Here is a 21,665-nt window from a genome sequence, read left to right as displayed (position 1 = left end):
ACCGGTCGACGACGTCCCATCGCCTGTGCGGGCATGCCACACGGGCGGCCGGCTCACCACGCCGGTCGCGCAGCGGAAAGGTACCAGTGCGATCTCCGCCCGAACACCCTCTCCTCACCTCGGGGTAACTGTCCGTTCGGACTACATCGGGCAAATGGCGCCATTTACGATTCACGACGGTCCGTCGTTGTCGGCTGCGAACCGTCACTGGTCGGACGAGCAGGCCCGCCCCGCATCGGTGACCTGGTAGATCCGCACGTGGCCCTCCCGATGGACCAGGGTCAGCCGGTCACTGTCGTCGAGCCGCCGCTGCTCGTAGTTCGCATCCCAGCCCTTGTAGTCGCGGCCGCCCACCACCAGATACTCGATGGCGAACCGGCGTACCGTGCAGCCCTGGTTCTTCGGCGCCTTCTTGTTGTTGACCAGCCAGCTGAGAGCCCGCCACCGGTCCGTGTAGTTGTCACGGCCCACCTTCTCGAGCGGCGGGATGCCGAACAGCGTGGGGACGCCGTAGTCGGCGTAGGCCCAGGACATGAACTGCCGGTGCCGGTCGTACGCCACCACCTTGTCCCGCGGGGTGTGCTCGGCCAGCCACTCGAAGGCCCGGGTGTACTCCTGCCCGACCGGCGCCCGCTGCACCATCGTCTTGCGCAGCGGACGCCACGTGTCGGGCACCAGGGCGAGCGACGCCAGACTCAGCACCACGACCGAGGCCGCGACCGCAGCGGGGACGGCGGATCCGCGCAGCGCCCCGGCACGGGCGACGAGCCGCACGAGCAGCCACTGGACTCCCAACCCGATGACGGTCGCGCCCGCCACGGTGAGCACCCCGTACACCGGGAAGATCATCGAACGGGGTCGTTCGCTGTCGCCGTACCAGAGGCCGGCCAGGGCCTGCGCGGCCGACGAGCTCGACGCGACGGTCCAGATCCCGACGAGCGTGAACAGCACGCCGGCCAGCAGCCACGGGCGGGCCCAGCGTACCTGCGGCAGCACCAGCGACAGGGGAGACGCGAGCAGGCAGGCGATGACGATCCAGAGACCGACCTGGACGGCCAGCCCGTCGAGCTGGGCGTTGGAGCTGCCCGGGATCGGGTATCCCCACAACACGTAGCGTTGCGGATCGATGACCCAGTACTCGATGGCCTTGCCCCACTGGCCTAGCAGGTCGGGCGGTTCGGTGATCCGCTCGCCGCCAGCGCCCAGGATGACGCCGATCAAAGGCAGGATCGGGACGAGGCCCGCGACGGCGGCCGCGCCGATGCCCGCCGCGCTGCGGCGCCAGGTCAGGGCCCCCCGCACCACCAGGAGCAGACCGAGCGCGAGAACGCCGACGAAGAGGACGTCGTACGAGTGCATCATTACGATGCCGGCGCCCCCGAGACCGGCCAGCAGGCCGAGCCGTACCGGGTGCGGGCCGCGCAGAGCGAGCGCGAGCAGCAGGGCGACCCCAGCCGCCAGGCAGGGAGCGGTCTGCTCGTTGACCCGGCCGGTGAGCAGCGAGGTCCACATCGGGCCCAGGAAGGCCGGAGCGGTGGCGGCGGCGGCCGCGATCACCGGTCCCCCGCGGAGGATCCGGACGGCCGCGTAGATGCCGGCGACCAGGGCGAGCGGCCCGATGACGATCGCCCACGCGGTCATCGTGGTGCTCAGCAACCCGCCGGACAGGTGGGCCGCCTGCGCCCAGGCGACGTTCTCCGCCAGTGGATAGAACTCGCACGAGGTGACCGTGTCGGTCGAACCCGAACTGCACGCCGAGGGAATGTCGACACTGTTGGTGTCGAGAATGCGTCTCGCCATGTAACCGTGGTTCATCGCGTCCCAGCCGGGAGTGGCGACGAGTCGACCCACCATCGCCCAGCCGTACGCCACGCTCACCACCGACGGCACGGCGACGGCGATCAGGTCGGCGCGGCGCGGCAGGACGGGTCGCATCCGGAGGCGCGACACCAGTGAGCGGCGTTGGTCGCCGTTCGTGTCGTCGGCACCGCGCTCGGCGATTGGCCGCTGCCAGCCGGCCGCGCGCCGGGACAGCAGCCGGGAGAGCGCGACCGCGGCGCCGGCCACGAGCAGCTCCGCGACGAGCACCGCCGAGGCGCTGTCGGGCAGCCCGAGCGCCGGCAGCCAGGCCATCGTCAGCGCGATCAGGCCGAGGGTCAGGGCGGGGGCAGCCGCCCAGACAACCCAGCGGTAGCGCCCCGGCGGAAGGGCGAAGCCGAGCAGCGCCCCAGGCACGACGGCCACGAGAAGGGCGATGAGTGTGGTCAAGATCTGTTCCCTCTCCCTGGTCGCCGCAGAGCCGCAGCGGCCGGAAGAGTACCGGAACGAAGAACGGTGGGGGGTACCCGCTTGTTGCCGAGCGTCGGCGTCGCGGTCGAAACGGGCGATGGCGCGGGTCCCGCAGGTCCCTCAACAACGACGATGGCCGGCCGCGCCCTCCCCGGCTGCGACCGACCACCGCGTTCTGGTGGCGCCTGGATTCAGTACGAGTAGCCGGAGCTGCCGGCGTCGTTCGACCCGCTGTCCGCCGGCGGTGCGACCGGCTTCGGCGTCGACGTGGGCAGGCAGCTGAGGTTCTTCTTGCCGTCCGGCTGGACCACGAACCAGGTGCCGCCGACGGCCTGGCCCTTCCACTGGCCGGGCTTCTTGTCCCCGATGTAGCGGTACACCGGCCAGCCGCCGACGGTGAGCTGGCGGGTGCCGTCCTGCCGGGTCACGCTGCCGACCTTGTCGTCGGAGACGCCGGTGAGCTGCGGGTTGCCGTCGGTCAGCGCCGGCGGCCACACCTGCGCGCACTTGTCCACGCAGTTCGACGCGGGCGGGTCGGCGGTGTCCTTGTCGAAGCGGTACAGGATCCAGCCGTCCTGGTCGGTGACCACGCTGCCCATCCGGGCAACCTTCTTGCCGATCAACTGCTCGGTCAGGTCGACGTCCGCGGGCGCCGGCGCGTCGTCGGCGGCAGCCTCCGCGGACGCCGAGGCCTCGGGTTCAGCCGCCGCGGTGGGCTCGGCCGCGGCGACGGCGACCGGCTCGGCCGCGCTCGGGTTCGCCCCGTCGTAACCCGCGGGAGCGCAGGCCGTTAGTGCGACCATCGCGCTCGCGACGATGACGGTTCGCTTCATCTGTGCCACGTGCCCTCCTCATTCTTGGCAGTTCACCCATAGGTACGGCAGGAGGGCTGTCAAGGTTGAAGGAGTAACAGTGGTCAATTTCACCTGAATTGATTGAACCGACCCGGGCACCCATGCGTGTGCCCCTACGCGGACCGGTACCGACGCAACGACACATCGGCGCCGGCCATTGTCATAATGGCCGACGCCGATGCGGTACGCGAACCTACATGGGCACCGTGACCAGCGGGCTGGCCACCCCGTTGCCGTTCACCGACTGCACCTGGATCTGCTTGATGTCGTCGACCGGGGCCGCCGTCGAAGCGCTCAACTCGAGGCCCTGCGGGCGGGTGTTGGTGCCGTAGCCGCCGGGCGGCACCGACCAGGTCGAGATGACCTCCGTGGTCGAATTCTTGCGCTGCACCACCAGTCGGCAGACGAGCGGGCCGGGCAGCCGCTGGAGGCTGAAGTTAATCCGGGTGCCGTAATCCTTGGTGACCAGGAACATCGTCGCCTGCACACCCGTGGTCGGGTCGGTGGCGTCGACCTGGTCGCCCTCCACCTCCTCGTTGCCGCCAAACCCGGGGCCGGAAGGCGGCCCGGTCGGCGCGCTCGTCGGCGGCTCGTTCCCCGGCGCGCTCAGCGTCGGCTCGGCGAGCACCCCCGGCGGCTCGTCGTCGGTCACGCTGACGAAGCCGATCCCGGTCAGGCCACCGAAGACCACCACCGCCGCGGCGGTGGCGAGCAACTGGCGGAACCGGGTGCGCCGCCGGTCGGCGCGGACCGCCACCAGCGTCCGGTCCAGCAACGCCGGGTCGGTCGCGGTCTGCTCCAGCGCCATCATCGTCTCGCCGTCGATGTCGGACAGGAGCCCGACCACCGGCACCATCGTCTCCAACTCGGCCGCGCACGCCCAGCAGGTGGCGAGATGCTCCTCGAACCGCTCGGTGTCCTGCTCGTCGAGGACGCCCAGCGCGTACGCGGCGACGTCCATGTGGTCTGGCCGGCTCATTCTGTCACCCCCCGCTCCTGCAGAGCCGTGCGAAGCGCGCGCAGCGCGTAGTAGACCCGCGACTTGGCGGTGCCGAGTGGAAGCCCCAACTCCTCGGCGGCCTCCGGCACCGTCCGCCCCCGGAAGTACGTCGAGATCAGGATCTCGCGGTGCGACTGACTCAGCGTACGCAGGGCGTCCGCCACGGTCATGGTGCGCAGCACCCGGTCGGTGCTGTCCGCCTCGGCGAACGCGGTCAGGTCCCGGTCGTACGTCTCCGGCGGCCGGGCCTCCTGGCTGCGGTGCTCGTCGATGGCGATCCGGCGGGCCACCGTGACCAACCACGGCCGCAACGAGCCCTGCCCCTGCGTACCGAGGCGGTGCGCGTTGCGCCAGGCCCGCAGCAGCGTCTCCTGGACGATGTCCTCCGCGCGCTGCCGGTCCCCCCCGGTGAGCCGCATGACGAACATCAGCAACGGGCCGGCGTGCTCGGCGTAGAGCAGCCGGATCAACTGGTCGGAGTGGCTCGCCTCGGTTGACGTCGCCTGATGGCGCCCGGGCGCCGGTCGCGGCGTCACCGGACCATTCTGGCGAGAGGGCGGTCGTCCGTCGACCCCCCGGGCAGACGAGGTCGGCCGCGACGAGGATCGTGCGGACATCCAGTCCGCGCGAATCGCGTCGCCATGCCAACCGGCCGCCACCGCGTGCATGCAGACCTCCGGGGTGTCCGTTGACCAACGCCGCCCACCAGGTCGGCCGCCCGGTGGTACGCAGCGCCGCCCCGAGCGGATCAACAAACCGCGAAAAAAGTTCCGCGACACCGTCCGGTGGGCCGGTCAGCGGCGGACGGAGAACAGGCCCGGCGGTGGCGGATCCGAGCCGGTGGCGTCGGCGTCCCGCACCACCGCAGCGCCGCCAGCGAAGCGGTCCAGCTCGTCGCCGGCCACCACCCGGCCGGGGAACCAGTCGCCGGCCGCCCGCCGGGTCAGCTCGGCCACCGGAGGCTCGGTCCGCCCGGCGACCAGGACGAGGTTGCCGTACCGGCGCCCGCGCAACACCGCCGCGTCCCCGACCAGGCAGGCCCGGGGCAGCACCGAGCGGACCGTGGCGACCTGCCCACGGGCATGCCGCAGCGGCGGGCCGTCGGCGAGGTTCGCCAGGTACCAGCCCGCGGGGCGGAGCACCCGGGCCACCTCGGCCACGTACTCCACAGAGGTGAGGTGGGCCGGGGTGCGAGCCCCGGCGAAGACGTCGGCGACCACCACGTCGTAGCTGGCGTCCCGGGTCGCGGCCAGCACGGCCCGGGCATCCTCGACCCGGACCCGCAGCCGGGCATCCGCCGGCCAGGGCAGCGCCCGGCGGACCAGCTCCACCAGCGCCCCGTCCACCTCGGACACCCGCTGCGTGGAGCCGGGCCGGGTGGCGGAGACGTACCGCGGCAAGGTCAACGCCCCACCGCCGAGGTGCAGCACGCGCAGCGGCTCGCCGGCCGGCGCGATCAGGTCGATCGCCGCGGCCAACCGCCGCACGTACTCGAACTCCAGATGGGTGGGATCGGTCAGATCGACGTGCGACTGCGGGGCGCCGTCCAGCAGCAGCGTCCACGAGCCGAGGCGATCCGGATCCAGGATCAGCTCGGCCTGCCCGGTGTCCACCTGCTCGACCACCCGGTCACCCGCCCGCTTGCGCCCCATCCCGACCAGTGTCCGCGGTCAGCGGGCCGCTCGGGCCGCGGCCGTCAGCGCGCGATGCAACAACCGGGAGTCGCCGAGCAGGGCCCGCAGCCGGCGCTCCAGGCCGGCGATCGGGATCAGGTTCTGCGGAGCCCGCGGATCCTTGTACGGGGTCGACGCGAACCGCGGCAGAGTGACCAGCGACAGGTCGGCCAGCTCGATCGCCGCCTCGACGGGCAGGTCCGCGGAACACTCCACCCGGACGATCCCGGCCCACGGAGCGCCGACGGCCACCGGCAGCCGCAAATACCACGACCAGCCGCCCCACGCCGTGCCCAGCCGGAACACGGGCGAGCGCTCACGCGGCGCCAGGCCGGTCACCACGGCGGTCAGCCGGCCGTCCAGGTACTGGCTGTGCTGCGTCTTGATGTACCCCAGGGTGCGCGGCAACTGCCGCCGGCTGCGCAACGGGCCGTCCACCACCAGCAGATCGCCGTCGACCCGGGCGGCGTCGGAGACCGCGACCTCCAGCGCGGTCAGCGGACCCTGCACGGCGGCCGGCAGCTTGGCCAACTCGCCGGTGCCGCCCACCCGGTGCACCGGGTAGCGGATCGCCCCCGTCACCACGTCCTGCGCCGACGGGCTCGCGGTGAACAGGCCCCGGCCGACCCGGGTGCCGGCCAGCTGCGCCACACCCCGGCCCAGGTCACAGCGGACCACCCCCGCCGCGTACGAGGCGGCCAGCCCCGGGAACGACCCGCCGTCGGCCTCGGCCGTCCAGATGCTCGCATCGATCCGGCGTACCCCGTCGACCAGCAGCACCACCTCCGGCGCCCGCACGCCCGGCCGTACCCCGATCGCCCGCCAGTCCACGGCGGGCAGCTCCACGTCCGCGTCGACCTGCGCGCTGCTCGGCGCGGCCGGCCCGGCGGCGGACGCCTCGAACGACGCCCCGTACGCCGGGTCCCACGAGTCCACGAAGAACGCGGCGTCGGTCATCGAGCCACCCTTTCGTTCGCGACTGCGGGGCTCCGCTGCGCTGCACTCCTCGCGCTCACGGTGCCCGCCTTTCGTTCGCGACTGCGGGGCTCCGCTGCGCTGCACTCCTCGCGCTCACCGGCCGGTCCGTTCCACGCGCGCCGAGCGGGCATCCTTGCGCACCTCGAAACGGACCGGAATCCGTTCGGCCAGCGCCGGCACGTGCGTGACCACGCCGACCATCCGGTCGCCCCGGGCGGCCAGATTTTCCAACGTGGCCGCCACCGTGTCCAGGGTGGCCGCGTCCAGCGTGCCGAAGCCCTCGTCCAGGACGATCGACTCCAGGCTCGCCGCCGTGGTCGACATCCCGGCCAGCTGCTCGGAGAGCGCCAGCGCCAGCGCCAGCGACGCCTGGAACGTCTCGCCGCCGGAGAGCGTGCGCACGCCCCGGCGCAGCCCGGCATCGTGGTGGTCGACCACGAAGAACTCACCCTTGTCATGCACCAGCTCGTACTGCCCCCCGGAGAGCTCCCGCAGGATCCCCGACGCGCCGTCGACCAGCAGGTCCAACGCCTCGGCCAGCAGCCACCGTTCGAAGTTGTTGGCCCGCAGGTGCCCGGCCAGCGCGCGGGCCACCTGCGCCTCCCGCTCGTGACCGGCGCGCTGCTCGCGCAGCGTCCCAGCCTGCTCGCGGCGTTCCCGTAGCCGCCGCCGGTCGGCCCCGGCCCGCTCCACCGCCACGGTCGCGGCGTGCACCGGGTCCTCCGCGACCGGCACGTCGGCGGCGGCGAAGACGCCGGCGATGCTCCGCTGCACCGCGTCGGCCGCCGCCTCGGCTTCGCCGACCACGGCGGCCCGGCCGGCCCGGTCGGCACGGCGGCGGTCCGCCTCGGTGGCCGCCCAGCCGGTCAGCGCCGCCCACGCGACGGCGACGTCGTCCCGGTCGGTCGCGGGCGGGCCGAACCGCGCCAGCCCGTCACGAGTGGTGTCGAAGCGCCGCCAGGCCGCCCGCAGCCGCTCCTCGGCGGCGTCCACCCCGGCGCGGGCCTGGCGGGCGGCGTCCCGACCGGCTCGAACGGCGGTCGCCGCCTCCTCCAGCGCGCGTCGCAGCCGGGCGTGCTCGGCCAGCTCCCGGCGCAACACGGCCGGCTCCGCCGCCCCGGAGAGCTGCCCGGCCAGCTCGGCCAGCCGGGCGTCCAGCTGCTCCTGCCGGGCCCGGGCCTGCACCAACAGCCGTTCCAGGTCGCGTGCCGCCACGTCCCGCTGCTGCACGACCGCCTGCGCGGCCTTGCTGGCGGCCCGCGCCGCCTTGCCGGCCGCCGTGGCGGCGACCACCGCCGAGTCGGCCGGCACCGCCGGCACCTCGGCCACCGGCTGCGTACAGACCGGGCAGGCCGCGCCGGGATGCAGGTGTACCCGCAGGCTGACCGCCAGGTCAGTGGCCTTCGCCTCCTCGTGCGCCCGGAAGGCCGCCTCCAGCTCGGCCTCGGCCCGCTCGGCGTCGGCCCGGGCGGCCGCCAGCGCCGCCACCGCCGCGGCGTGTTCGTCGTTCGCCGCGGTCACCGTCGCGCGGACCGTCTCGGCCTCGCCGGTCAGTCGGTCGCGGTCGTCGTACGCCCGCAGCAGCAGCCGCAGCGCGCTCTCGTCCCCGGCGCCGGCCAGCTCCCCGCGCAGCTTCTCCTCCCGCTCCTCGGCCAGCGACACGCCGGTGGCCGCCGCCTCGGCCTCGGCCCGCGCCGCGGTCACCGCGAGGGCCACCTCGGCCACGCCGCCCGGCGCGCGCACCCCGGTCAGCACGGTGAGCTCGTCGTCGAGTGCGGTCAGGGTCGCCGCAGCCTCGCGCGCGGTGGCCCGGGCCGCCGCCAGCTCCGGCACGGCCGCGGTCACCGCGGCGGCCAGCTCGGTCATCCGGTCGACCCGGGCATCGGCCTCGACCAGCGCCGCGTCGTCCACGCCGGTCAGCCCGGCGAGCAGCTGGTCGACGGCGTCCAGGCGGGCCTCCGCCTGCGCCGCGCGCGCCGTCGCCCGCTTCTGCACGTCCTCGTAGACGCCGAGGCCGAGCAGGTTGACCAGGATCTGCTGCCGGGTCGCCGGCTTGGCGTGCAGGAAGTCGGCGAACTGCCCCTGCGGCAGCACCACGCAGCTCGTGAACTGCTCGTACGGCAGCCCGACCGCCTCCAGCACCGCCTGCTCCATCTCGGCGGGGGTGCCAGCCACCACCTCGCCGAGGTCCTCCGGGCTCAGGCCGGTGTCCAGTTTGGTCACGTCGAAACCGGCCGGCATCAGCTGCAACCCGGCGTTCGCGGTCTTGACGTTGCCCCGGCCGTCCCGGCGCACCACCCGGGTGGCCACGTACCGGGCCCCGCCGGACTCGAAGACCAGCCGGACCCGGGCCTCGGTCGCCGACGGCGCGAGCGCGTTGGCCAACCCCCGGGTGCCGCCCCAGCGGGGCACCGTGCCGTAGAGGACGAAGCAGATGGCGTCCAGCACGGTGGACTTGCCCGAGCCGGTCGGCCCGATCAGGGCGAAGAAGTCGGCGTCGGTGAAGTCGACGGTGGTGTCGTCCCGGAAGACCGTGAACCCGGCCATGTCCAGCCGCATCGGACGCATCAGCGATCGACCTGCTTCCTACTGTTGCTCGTCGCCGAGCAGTTCGGATGTTTCGCTCTCCGCTCGGTGGTAGCCGGGCTGGAGTCCTGGACCGGCAGTCTGGTCCGGTGGCGATCAGTCCGGTCCTGCAAGATCTGCTTCACCCGGTAATGTGGGGTGTGCAGTGCGATGTCGGGATCGACTGCTCGTTGCAGGATGTTGATCGCGGCGTTCACGTCGGCCTGCCACACCACCCCGCACGGGCTGCAGTAAAGCCGATCCCCGCTACGTCGGCGAAGGCTGCCGCAGCGGTGACAGGCTTGTGAGGTGTAGGCGGCGTTGACGTGTACGAGCGCAGAACCTCTGCGCTCCGACACGTTCGTTAGCGCCTCGGCGGTGACTCCTTTGGTCCACGCGGCGAGGCGCCGGTTGACATTCTTGCCAAACGTCTTGCGCCCGGCGAAGCGCTTGGTGAGGTCTTCGGCGATGACGGTTGCGGCCTTGTCGACGACTCGGTGCACAGCAGTGAAGATTTCTGTGCGGACCCGTGCGCGATGGCGGGCAGCCTGCCGGTCCCGCTTGACGGTGCCGAGGTTGTTGCACCGGATCCGGTGTGCTTTCGTCTGGTCACCACGCGAGGCGGCGTTGTTCGCGATCGAGCGCAGTTGCGCCCGACGCCGGTTACGTTCCTTCAATCGATCCGACTCGCTGGAAAGAATTTCACCGAGAAACCTGCCGTGTTGATCACCGTCGGAATCGGTCAAGGCTTCGGTGTAGCCCTTGTCGACGCCGATCGTACGTCCGCCGCACGGGCGCTGCGACGAGCGCAGCTGCGACGCGTCGGTCTGATAGTGCACCTCCACCCGACCGGCCCGCAGAATCAGCCGCAGCGTGCCAGTCGGAGCGACGATCGTGGACAACGGAATCCTGATCAATCTGCGACGTTGCAGGCCAGGAATTGCGAGCCACAGGTTGCCACGTGCGTCAGCGGCGACGTTGTACTGGTCAGCGCGTACCACGATCTGGTCGTGCGTGCGGTTGCGACCACGTTTCCAGTGCTTGCGCATCTGTCGAGCCAGGAACGGATCAACCGCCCAACGGTTAGCCCTCAGCGCGGTCAGCATCCGCTTGCGCTCGGTCGGATCGCTCGTTCGACGGCCGATCGCCCGGCGGACCTGCGCCGTGGCCGCCGCCATGCTGGCTCCGATGTCGGCCATGGTGTCGCGGACGGTTTCCTTCCAGGCGTTTGCCAACACACCGAACCGCTCGTGGGTGCCGTCGGCTAACCACCGATCCCGCACCCGCCGGTCCGTCAATCCTGACCCGACGCCGACGACCGACCCGTACCGCTGCCACACCTCGCTGCGCACCCGACCCAACCGGCGAGCCTGCTCCACCAACTCCGCATACTTACCCCGGTTGAGGGCTGTCGAGTACGCGATTCGGGTAACTTTCACCGTCGGCCTCTCGCGGCCGTAAGAGCTTGTCCTTGATCGCTTTCGTGCGGCGGCGGAACAGGCATGGCCGTCGCTGAACGTGCGCATGACCGCCAGCGGGTCCGCAGATCAGGGATAGTCGACAACTAGTCGACCTCCTCGAAGAGCTCGTCGAAGAGTTCCCGGACGCCCTCGTCGGCGTGCCCCCGGCTGTCCAGGTAGTCGGCGAACAGCTCCCGGGGCGAGCGCCCCGAGCGTTGCGCGATGCGGGCGCCACTGCCCGGCGCGGCGAGCAGCTCCGGGTCGATCCGGATCTCCAGGGCACGGGGGAGCAGCTCCTGGATCTCCTCGCGCAGGCCGGCGCGGGGCTGCTCCCGCACGTACACCCGCAGCCAGGCGTCCGGCGCCTCGATCTCGGCGAGCTGGGCCAGGGTGCCCCGCACGGTGCGTAGCGCGCTCGCAGCGGTCACCGGCACCTCGCGGACCCGGGCGGCGGTGCTGGCGGTCACCTCGACCAGCGTCACGGAGGGGACGTTCTCCTGCTCGCCGAAATCCACCGCGAGCGGACTGCCGCTGTAGCGCACCGGGCAGGGGCCGATGACCCGCTGCGCCCGGTGCAGGTGGCCCAGCGCCACGTAGTGCGCGGTGGCCGGGAAGACGGTGGCCGGCACGGCGTAGCCGAGCACGGTGTGCGCGTCCCGCTCGCCGCCGCCGGTGGTCGCGCCGGTCACGGTCAGGTGCGCGGTGACCAGGTGCACCCGGTCCGGCTCGGTGAAGCCCTCGGTGAGCCGACCCAGCACCCGGCCCAGGTGGTCGGCGTACGTCTGGTTGGCCTCGGCGGCGGTCAGCTCGTACATCTCCAGGGCGCGCACCGCGTACCGCTGGGACAGGAACGGCAGCGCGGCCAGCTGCCACCGCTCTCCACCGGCGGTGGTGCCGTCGATCACGTGCTCGTCCGGATTTTCCCGTACCCCGCCGCGCAGCGTGATGCCGGCGGCCTCCGCCCACGGCCGCAGCGCGTCCAGCGCCGGGCCGTTGTCGTGATTGCCGCCGATCGCGACCACGTCCGCGCCGGTGCGGCGCAGCGCGGTCAGCGCCCGGGTGACCAGCCGGGTCGCCTCGGAGGTGGGCGCGGCGGTGTCGTAGAGGTCACCGGCGACGATGACCAGGTCCGGCTGCTCGGCCCGGGCGATGTCGATCACCCCGGCCAGCACGGCCTTGTGTTCCTCGGCCCGGGACTGCCCCTTGAGCACCTTGCCGACGTGCCAGTCCGAGGTGTGCAGGATCTTCACCGTGGCTGCCTTCCGTGCTGCGCGACTGCGGGACTCACCGGGCCGCCCCTAGAACGGAATGTCGTCGTCGGTGCCGCCGCCGGAGCCCACGACGGCGAACGGGTCGGCGGACTGGGTGATCGAGCGCAGCGTCTCCGATGGCGCGCGGCCCGCCTCGGAGACGCGGGTGGCCCAGGCCGGGAACGGGAACTCCAGGCAGAGCGGCACCGGGATGTCGGGCTGGTTGACGAACATGGTGCCCGGCTTGGCCAGCAGCGCCCGTTGCCGCTGCGCCGGTGGTAGGAAACCGTACTCGGGGCGGGAGGCCTCGGCCGGGTCGAGCCGGCCGACCACCCGGATCGCCGAGTTGGTGACGATCCGCCGCTCCACCTCGCTCGCCGTCTGCTGGGCGCCGATCAGGATCACCCCGAGCGAGCGGCCCCGCTCGGCGATGTCCAGCAGCACCTCCTTGATCGGCGAGGACCCGTCGCGGGGGGCGTACTTGTTGAGCTCGTCGAGGACGACGAAGAGCAGCGGCTTGGCGGTGCCGGACTTCTCCTTGCGCTCGAACTCGCTCTTGAGCGTCACGCCGACCACGAACCGCTGGGCGCGGTCCGGAAGGTTGTGCAGGTCGACCACCGTGACCTGCGCGGACTCGCTGGTGTTGATCGAGTGCGGGCGGCGGGTGGCCAGGTCGCCACGGATCAGCCGGGCAAGGTCCTTCTTGCTGCCGATCAGCCGCCGGGCGAAGGCGTTGACGGTGCCCAGACCGACCGCGCTGCCCGCCCAGTCGGAGCGGGTCTCGTCGTCGTTGAGCTGGTCGACGATGTGGTCGACCAGGTCGCCGTAGGAGCCGAGGCGGACGCCGTCGATGCTCACCCCGCCGTCGGCGGGCTGGGCGTAGCGGGCCAGGTGCGCGGCGACCGAGTGGACGACCATCGTGTACTGCTGGCGCTCGTCGTCGGCGTCGGCGAAGACGTACGGCAGCAGCCGGTCGGCGCAGAACTCGCTCAGCGTCCAGTAGAAGGCGTCCACGCCGGTGAGCCGGCTGCTCACGTCCGGCGTGCCGGCGGAGTCGCCTACCCGGGGCGGGGCGTACACCCGCACGTCGGGGAAGGCGCCCGCGGTCAGGCCGAGTTTCGCGTACGCCGCGCGGGTGGGCTCGTCGAGCCGGGTGTTGGGATGGTCGAGGAAGAGCAGATCCTCGCCCTTGACGTTGAAGATCAGCGCCTTGGCGTTGACCGCGTCGCCGCCCAGCACCCCGGAGCGGAAGACCGAGTAGAGCAGGAAGGTGGCGAAGCTGGTCTTGGTGGCCACGCCGGAGATGCCGGAGATGGAGACGTGTGCGCCCCGGCTGCCGTCGAGGAAGTCGGCGTTGAGGTAGACCGGCACCCCGTCGCGACCCATCCCCATCGGGATGCGCCGCTCCATCCGGTCGAAGTGCAGCGCCCGGGCGCGGGCGTCGCCCTCGGCCCGGTGCACCACCGCCCCCGGCGTCGGCGGCACGTAGAGCTCCGGATCGACCCGGGTGGTGGTCACCTCGGCCGCCTCCTGCACCTGCGCGGGCAGCGTGCCGTCGGCGATGGCGAAGACGTCGGAGTCGAACTGGGCGCCCTCGTGCCGGGCCCGGACCTGGGTGACCACCCCGGCGATCGTCACCGGCTCCCGGTCCGGCAGCTCACGCCGCGTGACCACCACGTCGTCGAGCTGGAGGTAACTGCCGGGGGCCACGGCCGTCCAGAACTGCAACGGGGTGGCGTCGGCGGTGCCCAGCACCCGGCCGACCGGCTCGCCCGGGCTGTCGAGGCCGGCGTCGGTCATCGGGCGACTCGGGTCGGTCGGGCTTCACGGTCGAGGCGCATGACGTGCATCCTGCCCGAGGAGTACGACAGGTTGCCATGCGACGCGGCGGACGACACCATCACTGGTCACACACGCGACGCTAGGTGCCTGGTCGGCGACAGGCCGTTGCCGACTCGGGTTTCAGTCGCGGGCGTGGCGGAGCATGAGGACGCCGTCGTCGGCTGCGAGCACGTGCCGTAGCGGGAGCTGTCGGGGTTGCGTGGCGTCTCCCGCGGTGATCCGGCCCGGTCCGGGGCCGGCGAGCAGCGGCGAGAGGGTGAGGCACAGCTCGTCAACCAGGTCGGCGCCGGCGAGCGCGCCGAACAGGTGCGGGCCACCCTCGCACAGCAGTTGCGACAGCCCGCGCCGGCGCAGCTCGTCGAGGCCGGCGGCCAGGTCGACCCGGTCGGTGCCGCAGCGCACCACGTCGGCGACGTCAGTCAGCCCCGGTGGTGGGTCGACACCGGCGTGGGTGAGCACCACCGGCCGGACGGGCGCGTCGGCGAAAGCGGCCTGCGCCGGGTCCAGGTTGAGCGAGCCGGAGACGACGACCAGCGTCGGGTACTCGGCCAGCCCGTGCTCGCGGCGCCAGGCGCGGCGGCGCTCGTTGAGCCGGACCGCGCGGTAGCCCTCGTGGCGAAGCGTGCCGGCGGCCACCACCAGCGCGTCGCAGAGCATTCGCAGCAGACTGAAGACCCGCTTGTCGGGCTCGCCGGAGAGCCCGGCGGAGTAGCCGTCCACGCTGACCGCGCCGTCCAGGCTGGTGACGAAGTTGACCCGCAGGTGGGGCCGGTCGGCGCGGCCGTAGAGCGCGGTCAGCGCGGCGTCGTCGAGCGGCAGCGCCGACGGCTCGGGCCAGAGCTGCCGGATCGGAATTCCGACGGTCATTCGCTGGCCGGACCGGTGACCGGAGGGGTCGGTCGGGCGGTACGGTGCTGGCAGTCGCACCAGTTCCGGCCCGGGCAGTCGTCGTGTCGCCGGGCCCGGCACGCTCGGCAGATCATGCTGGCAGCCTAAGCCGCGGGAGGACAGGACAGCATGCCGCGTCAGATCTTCCAGCTGAAGATGTCCCTCGCCGGCGTCCGTCCGCCGGTCTGGCGCCGGGTGCTCGTTCCGGCCGGCTACACGCTCGATCGGCTGCACCGGGTCGTGCAACACGCGATGGGCTGGCGGGACTGTCACCTGCACTCGTTCGAGATCGACGCGGTGCAGTACGGCGAGCCCGACCCGGACGGCGAGCTGGCGTTGCACGACGAGCTGGACGTCCGGCTCGACGCGGTGCTCGGCAAGGGCAGCCGGTTCACCTACACCTACGACTTCGGCGACTGGTGGGAGCACGACCTGGTGGTCGAGGACGCGCTGACCGCCGACCCGGAGGAGCGGTACCCGGTCTGCCTGGACGGCGAGCGGGCCTGCCCGCCGGAGGGCATCGGCGGCCCGTCCGGCTACCGGGCGCTGCTGGTCGCGCTCTCCGGTCAGGATGATCCGGCCGACGTCGTCGACCCGGCGCAGGCCCTGCTGCGCGACTGGGCGGGCTCCACGTTCGACCCGTCCCGCTTCGACGCCGACCGCGCCGGCACTCTGCTGCGCCGCTTCTGCTGACCCCCCGGTTACCCGCCGCGGCGGCTCCACGGTGAGCCGCCGGCCAAGGTGCCGGGATTCTCGCGTTTCGGGTTACCTGCCCCTGGGGGTCGATGGCGGTAACGATCTGGGAACGCTCCCATCGCCCTATTGACACCCCCGTTACCCGCCGGCAATCTCATGGGAGCGCTCCCGGAGGTGGCGCGGGTCACCCACGTTCCTCCGTCCGGCCGCCGGCACCGCCGGCGCCGACCCGGCGCGACAAGCACCCCCCACCACAACCACCCAGCCTCACCACCGGAAAGAGGGGTCAGCGAATGAGTGTCACCACGCGGCGTACCCGCCTGGCGGCCGCTGCCCTGGCCGCGATCACCGCAATCGGCGGTCTCGCAGCCTGCGGCAACGACGACGATGAGCCGGCGGCCGGCGAGAAGCCGGCCAAGCTGGTCGTCGACACCTTCGGCGAGTTCGGCTACGACGAGATCGTCAAGCAGTACGAGAAGGACACCGGGATCAAGGTCGAGCTGCGTAAGACCGCGCAGCTCGGTGAGTACCGGCCGAAGCTGGTCCGCTACCTGGCCACCGGCAAGGGCGCGGCGGACGTCATCGCCCTGGAAGAGGGCATCCTCAACGAGTTCAAGGCCAACCCGCGCAACTGGGCCGACCTCGCGCCGCTGGTGGCTGACCACTCCAAGGAGTACCTGCCCTGGAAGTGGGAGCTGGGCAAGGCGCCGGACGGCCGGCTGATCGGCCTGCCGACGGACGTCGGCAGCCTCGCCGTCTGCTACCGCAAGGACCTGTTCCAGGCGGCCGGCCTGCCCACCGAGCGCGACCAGGTGTCGGCGCTCTGGGCGGACTGGAAGGGCTTCCACGAGGCCGGCCTCAAGTACAAGCAGGGTAGCGGCGGCAAGGCGTTCATCGACTCGATCACCGCCGTCTCCAACGGTGTGCTCTTCCAGGGGAACGGTGATCTGTTCTACGACAAGGAGAACAACATCATCGCGGACACCAGCCCCGCGGTGAAGAACGCCTGGGAGACCGCCACCTCGATGGTGGACATCTCCGCCAAGGCGCAGACCTGGTCGCCGGAGTGGTCGGGTGGCTTCAAGCAGGGCACCTTCGCGGCCACCTTCTGCCCGTCCTGGATGCTCGGCATCGTCTCGGACAACTCCGGTGCGGCCAACAAGGGCAAGTGGGACGTCGCCGCCGTGCCGGGTGGCGGCGGTAACTGGGGCGGCTCGTGGCTCGGGGTTCCGGAGCAGAGCAAGTACCCGAAGGAGGCGGCGAAGCTCGCCGAGTACCTGACGAGCGCCACCAGCCAGGTGGAGGCCTTCAAGGCCAAGGGCCCGCTGCCCACCAACCTGGAGGCGCTGAAGAACGAGGCCTTCCTCAGCTACACCAACGAGTACTTCAGCAACGCGCCGACCGGCAAGATCTTCGGGGACAGCGTCGCCAAGATCCAGCCGATCCACCTGGGCCCGAAGCACCAGGCGGTCAAGGAGAACGCGCTCGAGCCGGCCCTGCGGGCGTTCGAGAACGGGCAGGCGGACAAGGCGAAGGCCTGGGAGCAGTTCACGAAGGATGCAAAGACTCAGGGTGCCTTCTGAGTGATTCCCTGCCGGTGGCGTTCGGGACTACCCGGACGCCACCGGCCGGTCCCCTCCGCGTAGCGCCCTGCGCGAGGGCCCCCGGGCCTCGCCGGAAAAGGAAATTCGCATGAGCCTGTCGGCCACGACGGCACCGCCGTCGCCAGCAGCACCGCCTTCTCCCGACGTCCCTTCCCGACTTCGCCGGGGAAGGCTACTCAACCGTCTCGATGTCAAGTACTCGCCGTACCTCTACATCGCCCCGTTCTTCGTGATCTTCGGCGCGTTCGGGTTGTACCCGATGGTGCGTACCGCCTGGATGTCGCTGCACGACTGGGACATGATCGGCGACCACTCGTTCATCGGCTTCGACAACTACACCCGGTTGGCGTCCGACGAGTACTTCTGGAACGCGCTGGTCAACACGTTCGGCATCTTCGCCCTGTCGACCATCCCGCAGCTGTTGCTCGCCCTCTTCCTGGCGAACCTGCTCAACCGGACCTTCCTGCGCGCCAAGACCTTCTTCCGGATGGCGATCTTCATGCCGAACGTGGTGTCGGTGGCCGCGGTCGCGATCGTCTTCGGGATGCTGTTCCAGCGGGAGTTCGGCCTGTTCAACTGGCTGCTCAGCTTCGTCGGTGTCGACGCGGTCGACTGGGACGGGCACCGGTGGAGTTCCTGGATGGCCATCTCCTCCATGGTCAACTGGCGGTGGACCGGGTACAACACCCTGATCCTGCTCGCCGGCATGCAGGCGATCCCGAAGGACCTCTACGAGGCCGCGGCGATCGACGGCGCCAGCCCGTGGCGGCAGTTCTGGCAGATCACCCTGCCCATGCTCAAGCCCACCTTCATCTTCGTGGTCATCCTGTCCACGATCGGCGGCATGCAGCTCTTCACCGAGCCCCTGCTCTTCGGCAACGGCAACATCATCGGCGGCAACCAGCGGGAGTTTCAGACGCTGGCCATGTACATGTACGAGATGGGCATCGTGAACCTGAACACCGCCGGCTACGGAGCCGCGGTCGCCTGGGCGATCTTCATGATCATCGTCGTGGTGTCGCTGTTCAACTTCCTACTCGTCCGCCGCTCGGCGAAGTGAGGAGAGATCGATGATCTCGGCTTCCCAGCGCCTGTGGCGCACCAGCCCGCTGACCTACGTGGCGCTCCTCCTGGCGGCGCTGCTGTCGATCTACCCGTTCTACTACATGATGGTGATCGGCAGTCGCAGCCTGGACTCCATCAACGACGTGCCGCCACCGCTGACCCCCGGCGGAGCGTTCGGTGACAACTTCGGACGGGTGCTCGACAACGACGCCGCCAACTTCCTCACCGGCATGATGAACTCGATCATCGTCTCCTCGGTGGTCACCCTGTCGGTGGTGCTCACCGGTTCGCTGGCCGGGTTCGCCTTCGCCAAACTGCGGTTCAAGGGCAGCAACGCTCTCCTGCTGGCGATCATCGTCACGATGATGATCCCGACCCAGATGGGCCTCATCCCGCTCTGGGGCATGATGCAGGACCTGGGGTGGTACGACACCCTCTACGCGGTCACCGTGCCGTTCCTGGTCAGCGCCTTCGGCGTGTTCATGATGCGGCAGTACGCCAGCCAGGCGATCTCCGACGAGCTGATCGAGGCCGGCCGCGTCGACGGGGCGAGCACGTTCCGGATCTACTGGAGCATCGTGCTACCCGCGCTGCGCCCCGCCGCCGGCGTCCTCGGTCTGCTGACCTTCATGGAGACCTGGAACTCGTTCCTCTGGCCGTACGCCATCCTCACCCCGGAGAACCCGACCCTGCAGGTCTCGCTCTCCTTCCTCTCGTACGCCTACTACACCGACTACTCCCAGGTGTTCGCCGCCACGGCGATCGGCACCATCCCCCTGGTGCTCGTCTTTCTCCTGTTCGGCCGCCAGATCATCGGCGGGATCATGGAAGGTGCCGTCAAGTCGTGAGCAACCCCGCCAGCCCGCCCGCCGTCGGCGTCCTCGACGAGCGCCCCGGGCTGACCTTCCCGCCCGGCTTCCTGTGGGGGGCCGCGACCGCGGCGTACCAGATCGAGGGGGCGGCGGCCGAGGACGGCCGTACCCCGTCGATCTGGGACACCTTCAGCCACACCGACGGCCGGGTGGTCGCCGGGCACACCGGCGACGTGGCCTGCGACCACTACCACCGGCTCGGCGACGATGTCGCGCTGATGGCCGAGCTGGGCCTGAAGTCGTACCGTTTCTCGGTCTCCTGGCCCCGGGTGCAGCCCGGCGGCACCGGCGCGGCCAACCCGCAGGGCCTGGACTTCTACCGGCGGCTGGTCGACGAGCTGCTGGTGCACGGCATCGAGCCGTGGCTCACCCTCTACCACTGGGACCTGCCGCAACCGCTGGAGGACGCCGGCGGCTGGCCCGCCCGGGACACCGCCGCCCGCTTCGCCGACTACACCACGCTGGTCGCCGACGCGCTCGGCGACCGGGTGCGCTACTGGACCACGCTGAACGAGCCGTGGTGCTCGGCGTTCCTCGGCTACGGCTCCGGGGCGCACGCCCCCGGCCGGTCCAACGGGGCGGAGGCGGTCCGCGCCGGGCACCACCTGATGCTCGGGCACGGCCTGGCCGTGCAGGCGCTGCGAGCCGCCCGGCCCAGCGCCGAGGTGGGGGTGACCGTCAACCTCTACCCGGTCGACCCGGCCAGCGACGCCCCCGCCGACGTCGACGCCGCCCGGCGGATCGACGCGCTGGCCAACCGGTTCTTCCTCGACCCGCTGCTGCGCGGGTCGTACCCGGAGGACCTGGTGACCGACCTGAGCGCGGTGACCGACTTCGACCACGTACGCGACGGTGACCTGGCCACCATCGCCACGCCGCTGGACCTGGTCGGGGTCAACTACTACAGCCGGCACGTGGTCGCCACCCCGGTCGAGGGCGCCGAGCCGGAGCCGTACTGGCGGGCGCCCTCCTGCTGGCCGGGCAGCGAGAACGTCCGGTTCGTCACCCGGGGCGTCCCGGTCACCGACATGAACTGGGAGATCGACGCCCCGGGCCTGGTCGAGACGCTGCGCCGGGTGCACGACGAGTACACCGACCTGCCGCTCTACGTCACCGAGAACGGCTCCGCGTTCGTCGACACGGTCATCGACGGGGAGGTCGACGACGTCGACCGGCTGGCCTACTTCGACGCCCACCTGCGCGCCGCACACGACGCGATCAACGCCGGGGTGCCCCTGCGGGGATACTTCGCCTGGTCGCTGATGGATAATTTCGAATGGGCCTGGGGTTACACCAAGCGGTTCGGCATGATCCACGTCGACTACGACACCCAGGTCCGCATCCCCAAGTCCAGCGCCAGGTGGTACGCCTCGGTGATCCGACGCAACGGTCTGGCCGCACAATAGGCTCGGGCCAGCCATCAGGGCGGTCCTGGTGTCCACCTCCCGCAGGTGGCACCGGGTCCGCCCGCCGTCGGAGGAGCAGACGATGACAACGCAGCGCACCCGGTCGCTCGGGCGCCCGACCCTCGATGCGGTCGCGGCGCGCGCCGGCGTCGGGCGGGGCACGGTCTCCCGCGTGGTCAACGGCTCGCCCCAGGTCAGCCCGGAGGCCCGGGCCGCGGTCCAGCAGGCCATCGCCGAGCTGGGGTACGTGCCGAACCGGGCCGCCCGCGCCCTCGTCACCCAGCGGACCGACTCCGTCGCGCTGGTGGTGTCCGAATCCGGCGAACGGGTCTTCACCGAGCCGTTCTTCGCCGGCATCGTACGGGGGATCAGCTCCGGCCTGCTGGAGACGCCGATGCAGCTCTGGCTGGCCATGGCCCAGTCGGCGGTGGAGCGGGAGCGGGTCGAGCACCACCTGACCAACCAGCATGTCGACGGCGTACTCCTGCTGTCGTTGCACGACTCCGACCCGCTGCCGACCCTGCTGGAGGAGCGCGGCCTGCCCGCCGTGCTCGGCGGCCGGCCGGCCCGGATGCTGCAACCCGGCGCCCAGCCGGCCTGGTTCGTCGACGTGGACAACGTGGGCGGCGCCCGGCAGGCGGTGGAGTACCTGGCCGGCCGGGGGCGGCGACGCATCGCCACCATCGCCGGTCCGCAGGACATGGGCGCCGGCCTGGCCCGGTTGGCCGGCTACACCGAGGCGGTCAAGGCCACCGGGGCCGGCGTCAACCCCGATCTGATCGCGTACGGCGACTTCAGCGAGGGCAGCGGCGCGGCCGGCATGCGCCGGCTGCTGGATGCCTGCCCCGATCTGGACGCGGTCTTCGTCGCGTCCGACCTGATGGCGTTCGGCGCGCTACGGACGCTGCGCGAGGCCGGCCGGCGGGTGCCCGAGGACGTCGCGGTGATCGGGTTCGACGACGCGCCGATCGCCCGGCAGGCGGACCCCCCGCTGACCACCGTCTTCCAGCCGGTGGAGGAGATGGGCCGGCAGATGGCCCGGCTGCTGGTCGCCCGGATCCGCGGCGACGACCTCCCCGCCCCGCACATCCTCCTGGACACCCAGCTGATCCACCGAACCTCCGCCTGACCCCGCCGGCCGGCCGCCGGACCCGCCGTTGACCATGAAGTTATTGCCCTGACACGCCGACACGGATGGCAATAACCTCATGATCAACGGGCGG

General features: G+C 71.5%; 17 protein-coding genes. 6 read left to right on the top strand and 11 right to left on the bottom strand.

What is annotated here, in order from left to right:
- Positions 1-204 precede the first annotated feature (204 nt).
- The 11 genes from KBX63_RS22045 to KBX63_RS21995 form a co-directional block, all read right to left on the bottom strand.
- Positions 205-2,268 carry a DUF6541 family protein gene (locus KBX63_RS22045; protein ID WP_210913537.1) on the bottom strand — a complete coding sequence of 688 codons (2,064 nt, stop codon included), beginning with the start codon at positions 2,266-2,268 and terminating at the stop codon, positions 205-207.
- Between the two features lie 212 nt (positions 2,269-2,480).
- Positions 2,481-3,131, bottom strand: coding sequence for a hypothetical protein (locus tag KBX63_RS22040; RefSeq protein ID WP_210913536.1), 651 nt, complete (start codon positions 3,129-3,131; stop codon positions 2,481-2,483).
- 205 nt (positions 3,132-3,336) lie between these two features.
- The gene (locus tag KBX63_RS22035) at positions 3,337-4,122 is read right to left on the bottom strand and encodes an anti-sigma factor (protein ID WP_210913535.1); all 786 of its coding nucleotides are present in this window, start codon (positions 4,120-4,122) and stop codon (positions 3,337-3,339) included.
- Positions 4,119-4,811: a sigma-70 family RNA polymerase sigma factor gene (locus tag KBX63_RS22030; protein ID WP_089017052.1), complete on the bottom strand. Its 693-nt coding sequence runs from the start codon at positions 4,809-4,811 to the stop codon at positions 4,119-4,121. Before KBX63_RS22030 ends, KBX63_RS22035 begins: the two co-directional genes overlap by 4 nt.
- A gap of 126 nt (positions 4,812-4,937) precedes the next feature.
- The gene (locus KBX63_RS22025; RefSeq protein WP_210913534.1) at positions 4,938-5,795 is read right to left on the bottom strand and encodes a spermidine synthase; all 858 of its coding nucleotides are present in this window, start codon (positions 5,793-5,795) and stop codon (positions 4,938-4,940) included.
- Positions 5,796-5,813: 18 nt separating this feature from the next.
- Positions 5,814-6,773 carry a hypothetical protein gene (locus KBX63_RS22020; RefSeq protein WP_210913533.1) on the bottom strand — a complete coding sequence of 320 codons (960 nt, stop codon included), beginning with the start codon at positions 6,771-6,773 and terminating at the stop codon, positions 5,814-5,816.
- Between the two features lie 114 nt (positions 6,774-6,887).
- Entirely contained in the window at positions 6,888-9,362 is a 2,475-nt protein-coding gene (locus tag KBX63_RS22015; protein ID WP_210913531.1) for an AAA family ATPase, read from the bottom strand.
- Entirely contained in the window at positions 9,362-10,711 is a 1,350-nt protein-coding gene (locus tag KBX63_RS22010) for an RNA-guided endonuclease TnpB family protein (RefSeq protein ID WP_210913529.1), read from the bottom strand. Before KBX63_RS22010 ends, KBX63_RS22015 begins: the two co-directional genes overlap by 1 nt.
- A gap of 212 nt (positions 10,712-10,923) precedes the next feature.
- A complete protein-coding gene (locus KBX63_RS22005) occupies positions 10,924-12,069 on the bottom strand; it encodes an exonuclease SbcCD subunit D (protein ID WP_210913528.1) in 1,146 nt (381 codons plus the stop codon).
- A 48-nt stretch (positions 12,070-12,117) separates the two neighbouring features.
- Positions 12,118-13,869, bottom strand: coding sequence for an ATP-binding protein (locus tag KBX63_RS22000; RefSeq protein WP_210913526.1), 1,752 nt, complete (start codon positions 13,867-13,869; stop codon positions 12,118-12,120).
- Positions 13,870-14,031: 162 nt separating this feature from the next.
- Positions 14,032-14,778, bottom strand: coding sequence for a pyrimidine reductase family protein (locus tag KBX63_RS21995; protein WP_210913524.1), 747 nt, complete (start codon positions 14,776-14,778; stop codon positions 14,032-14,034).
- A gap of 150 nt (positions 14,779-14,928) precedes the next feature.
- On the opposite strand from KBX63_RS21995, the gene KBX63_RS21990 reads away from it, so the two are divergent.
- From KBX63_RS21990 to KBX63_RS21965, 6 genes are all read left to right on the top strand, one after another.
- Positions 14,929-15,492 carry a plasmid pRiA4b ORF-3 family protein gene (locus KBX63_RS21990; protein ID WP_210913514.1) on the top strand — a complete coding sequence of 188 codons (564 nt, stop codon included), beginning with the start codon at positions 14,929-14,931 and terminating at the stop codon, positions 15,490-15,492.
- A gap of 296 nt (positions 15,493-15,788) precedes the next feature.
- Positions 15,789-17,078: an ABC transporter substrate-binding protein gene (locus KBX63_RS21985; protein ID WP_210913511.1), complete on the top strand. Its 1,290-nt coding sequence runs from the start codon at positions 15,789-15,791 to the stop codon at positions 17,076-17,078.
- Between the two features lie 109 nt (positions 17,079-17,187).
- Positions 17,188-18,159, top strand: coding sequence for a carbohydrate ABC transporter permease (locus KBX63_RS21980; protein ID WP_210913510.1), 972 nt, complete (start codon positions 17,188-17,190; stop codon positions 18,157-18,159).
- Between the two features lie 10 nt (positions 18,160-18,169).
- The gene (locus tag KBX63_RS21975; RefSeq protein ID WP_210913507.1) at positions 18,170-19,012 is read left to right on the top strand and encodes a carbohydrate ABC transporter permease; all 843 of its coding nucleotides are present in this window, start codon (positions 18,170-18,172) and stop codon (positions 19,010-19,012) included.
- Positions 19,009-20,442, top strand: a complete 1,434-nt coding sequence (locus KBX63_RS21970; protein ID WP_210913505.1) for a GH1 family beta-glucosidase — start codon at positions 19,009-19,011, stop codon at positions 20,440-20,442. The genes KBX63_RS21975 and KBX63_RS21970 overlap by 4 nt, the downstream gene beginning before the upstream one ends.
- Before the next feature lie 82 nt (positions 20,443-20,524).
- Complete coding sequence (locus KBX63_RS21965; protein ID WP_210913504.1) at positions 20,525-21,571, top strand: LacI family DNA-binding transcriptional regulator; 1,047 nt, start codon at positions 20,525-20,527, stop codon at positions 21,569-21,571.
- The last annotated feature ends 94 nt before the right edge of the window (positions 21,572-21,665 follow it).

Source organism: Micromonospora sp. U21 (genome assembly GCF_018070045.1).
Classification (GTDB): Bacteria; Actinomycetota; Actinomycetes; order Mycobacteriales; family Micromonosporaceae; genus Micromonospora.
Note: the sequence above shows the minus strand (reverse complement) of the source record. Positions and strands in the feature narration are given on the sequence as shown.

Coding starts and splice junctions, on each gene's coding strand:
- KBX63_RS22035 (WP_210913535.1), bottom strand. CDS start 4,122: ATGAGCCGGCCAGACCACATGGACGTCGCCGCGTACGCGCTGGGCGTC.
- KBX63_RS22030 (WP_089017052.1), bottom strand. CDS start 4,811: ATGCACGCGGTGGCGGCCGGTTGGCATGGCGACGCGATTCGCGCGGAC.
- KBX63_RS22025 (WP_210913534.1), bottom strand. CDS start 5,795: ATGGGGCGCAAGCGGGCGGGTGACCGGGTGGTCGAGCAGGTGGACACC.
- KBX63_RS22020 (WP_210913533.1), bottom strand. CDS start 6,773: ATGACCGACGCCGCGTTCTTCGTGGACTCGTGGGACCCGGCGTACGGG.
- KBX63_RS22015 (WP_210913531.1), bottom strand. CDS start 9,362: ATGCGTCCGATGCGGCTGGACATGGCCGGGTTCACGGTCTTCCGGGAC.
- KBX63_RS22000 (WP_210913526.1), bottom strand. CDS start 13,869: ATGACCGACGCCGGCCTCGACAGCCCGGGCGAGCCGGTCGGCCGGGTG.
- KBX63_RS21995 (WP_210913524.1), bottom strand. CDS start 14,778: ATGACCGTCGGAATTCCGATCCGGCAGCTCTGGCCCGAGCCGTCGGCG.
- KBX63_RS21990 (WP_210913514.1), top strand. CDS start 14,929: ATGCCGCGTCAGATCTTCCAGCTGAAGATGTCCCTCGCCGGCGTCCGT.
- KBX63_RS21985 (WP_210913511.1), top strand. CDS start 15,789: ATGAGTGTCACCACGCGGCGTACCCGCCTGGCGGCCGCTGCCCTGGCC.
- KBX63_RS21980 (WP_210913510.1), top strand. CDS start 17,188: ATGAGCCTGTCGGCCACGACGGCACCGCCGTCGCCAGCAGCACCGCCT.
- KBX63_RS21975 (WP_210913507.1), top strand. CDS start 18,170: ATGATCTCGGCTTCCCAGCGCCTGTGGCGCACCAGCCCGCTGACCTAC.
- KBX63_RS21965 (WP_210913504.1), top strand. CDS start 20,525: ATGACAACGCAGCGCACCCGGTCGCTCGGGCGCCCGACCCTCGATGCG.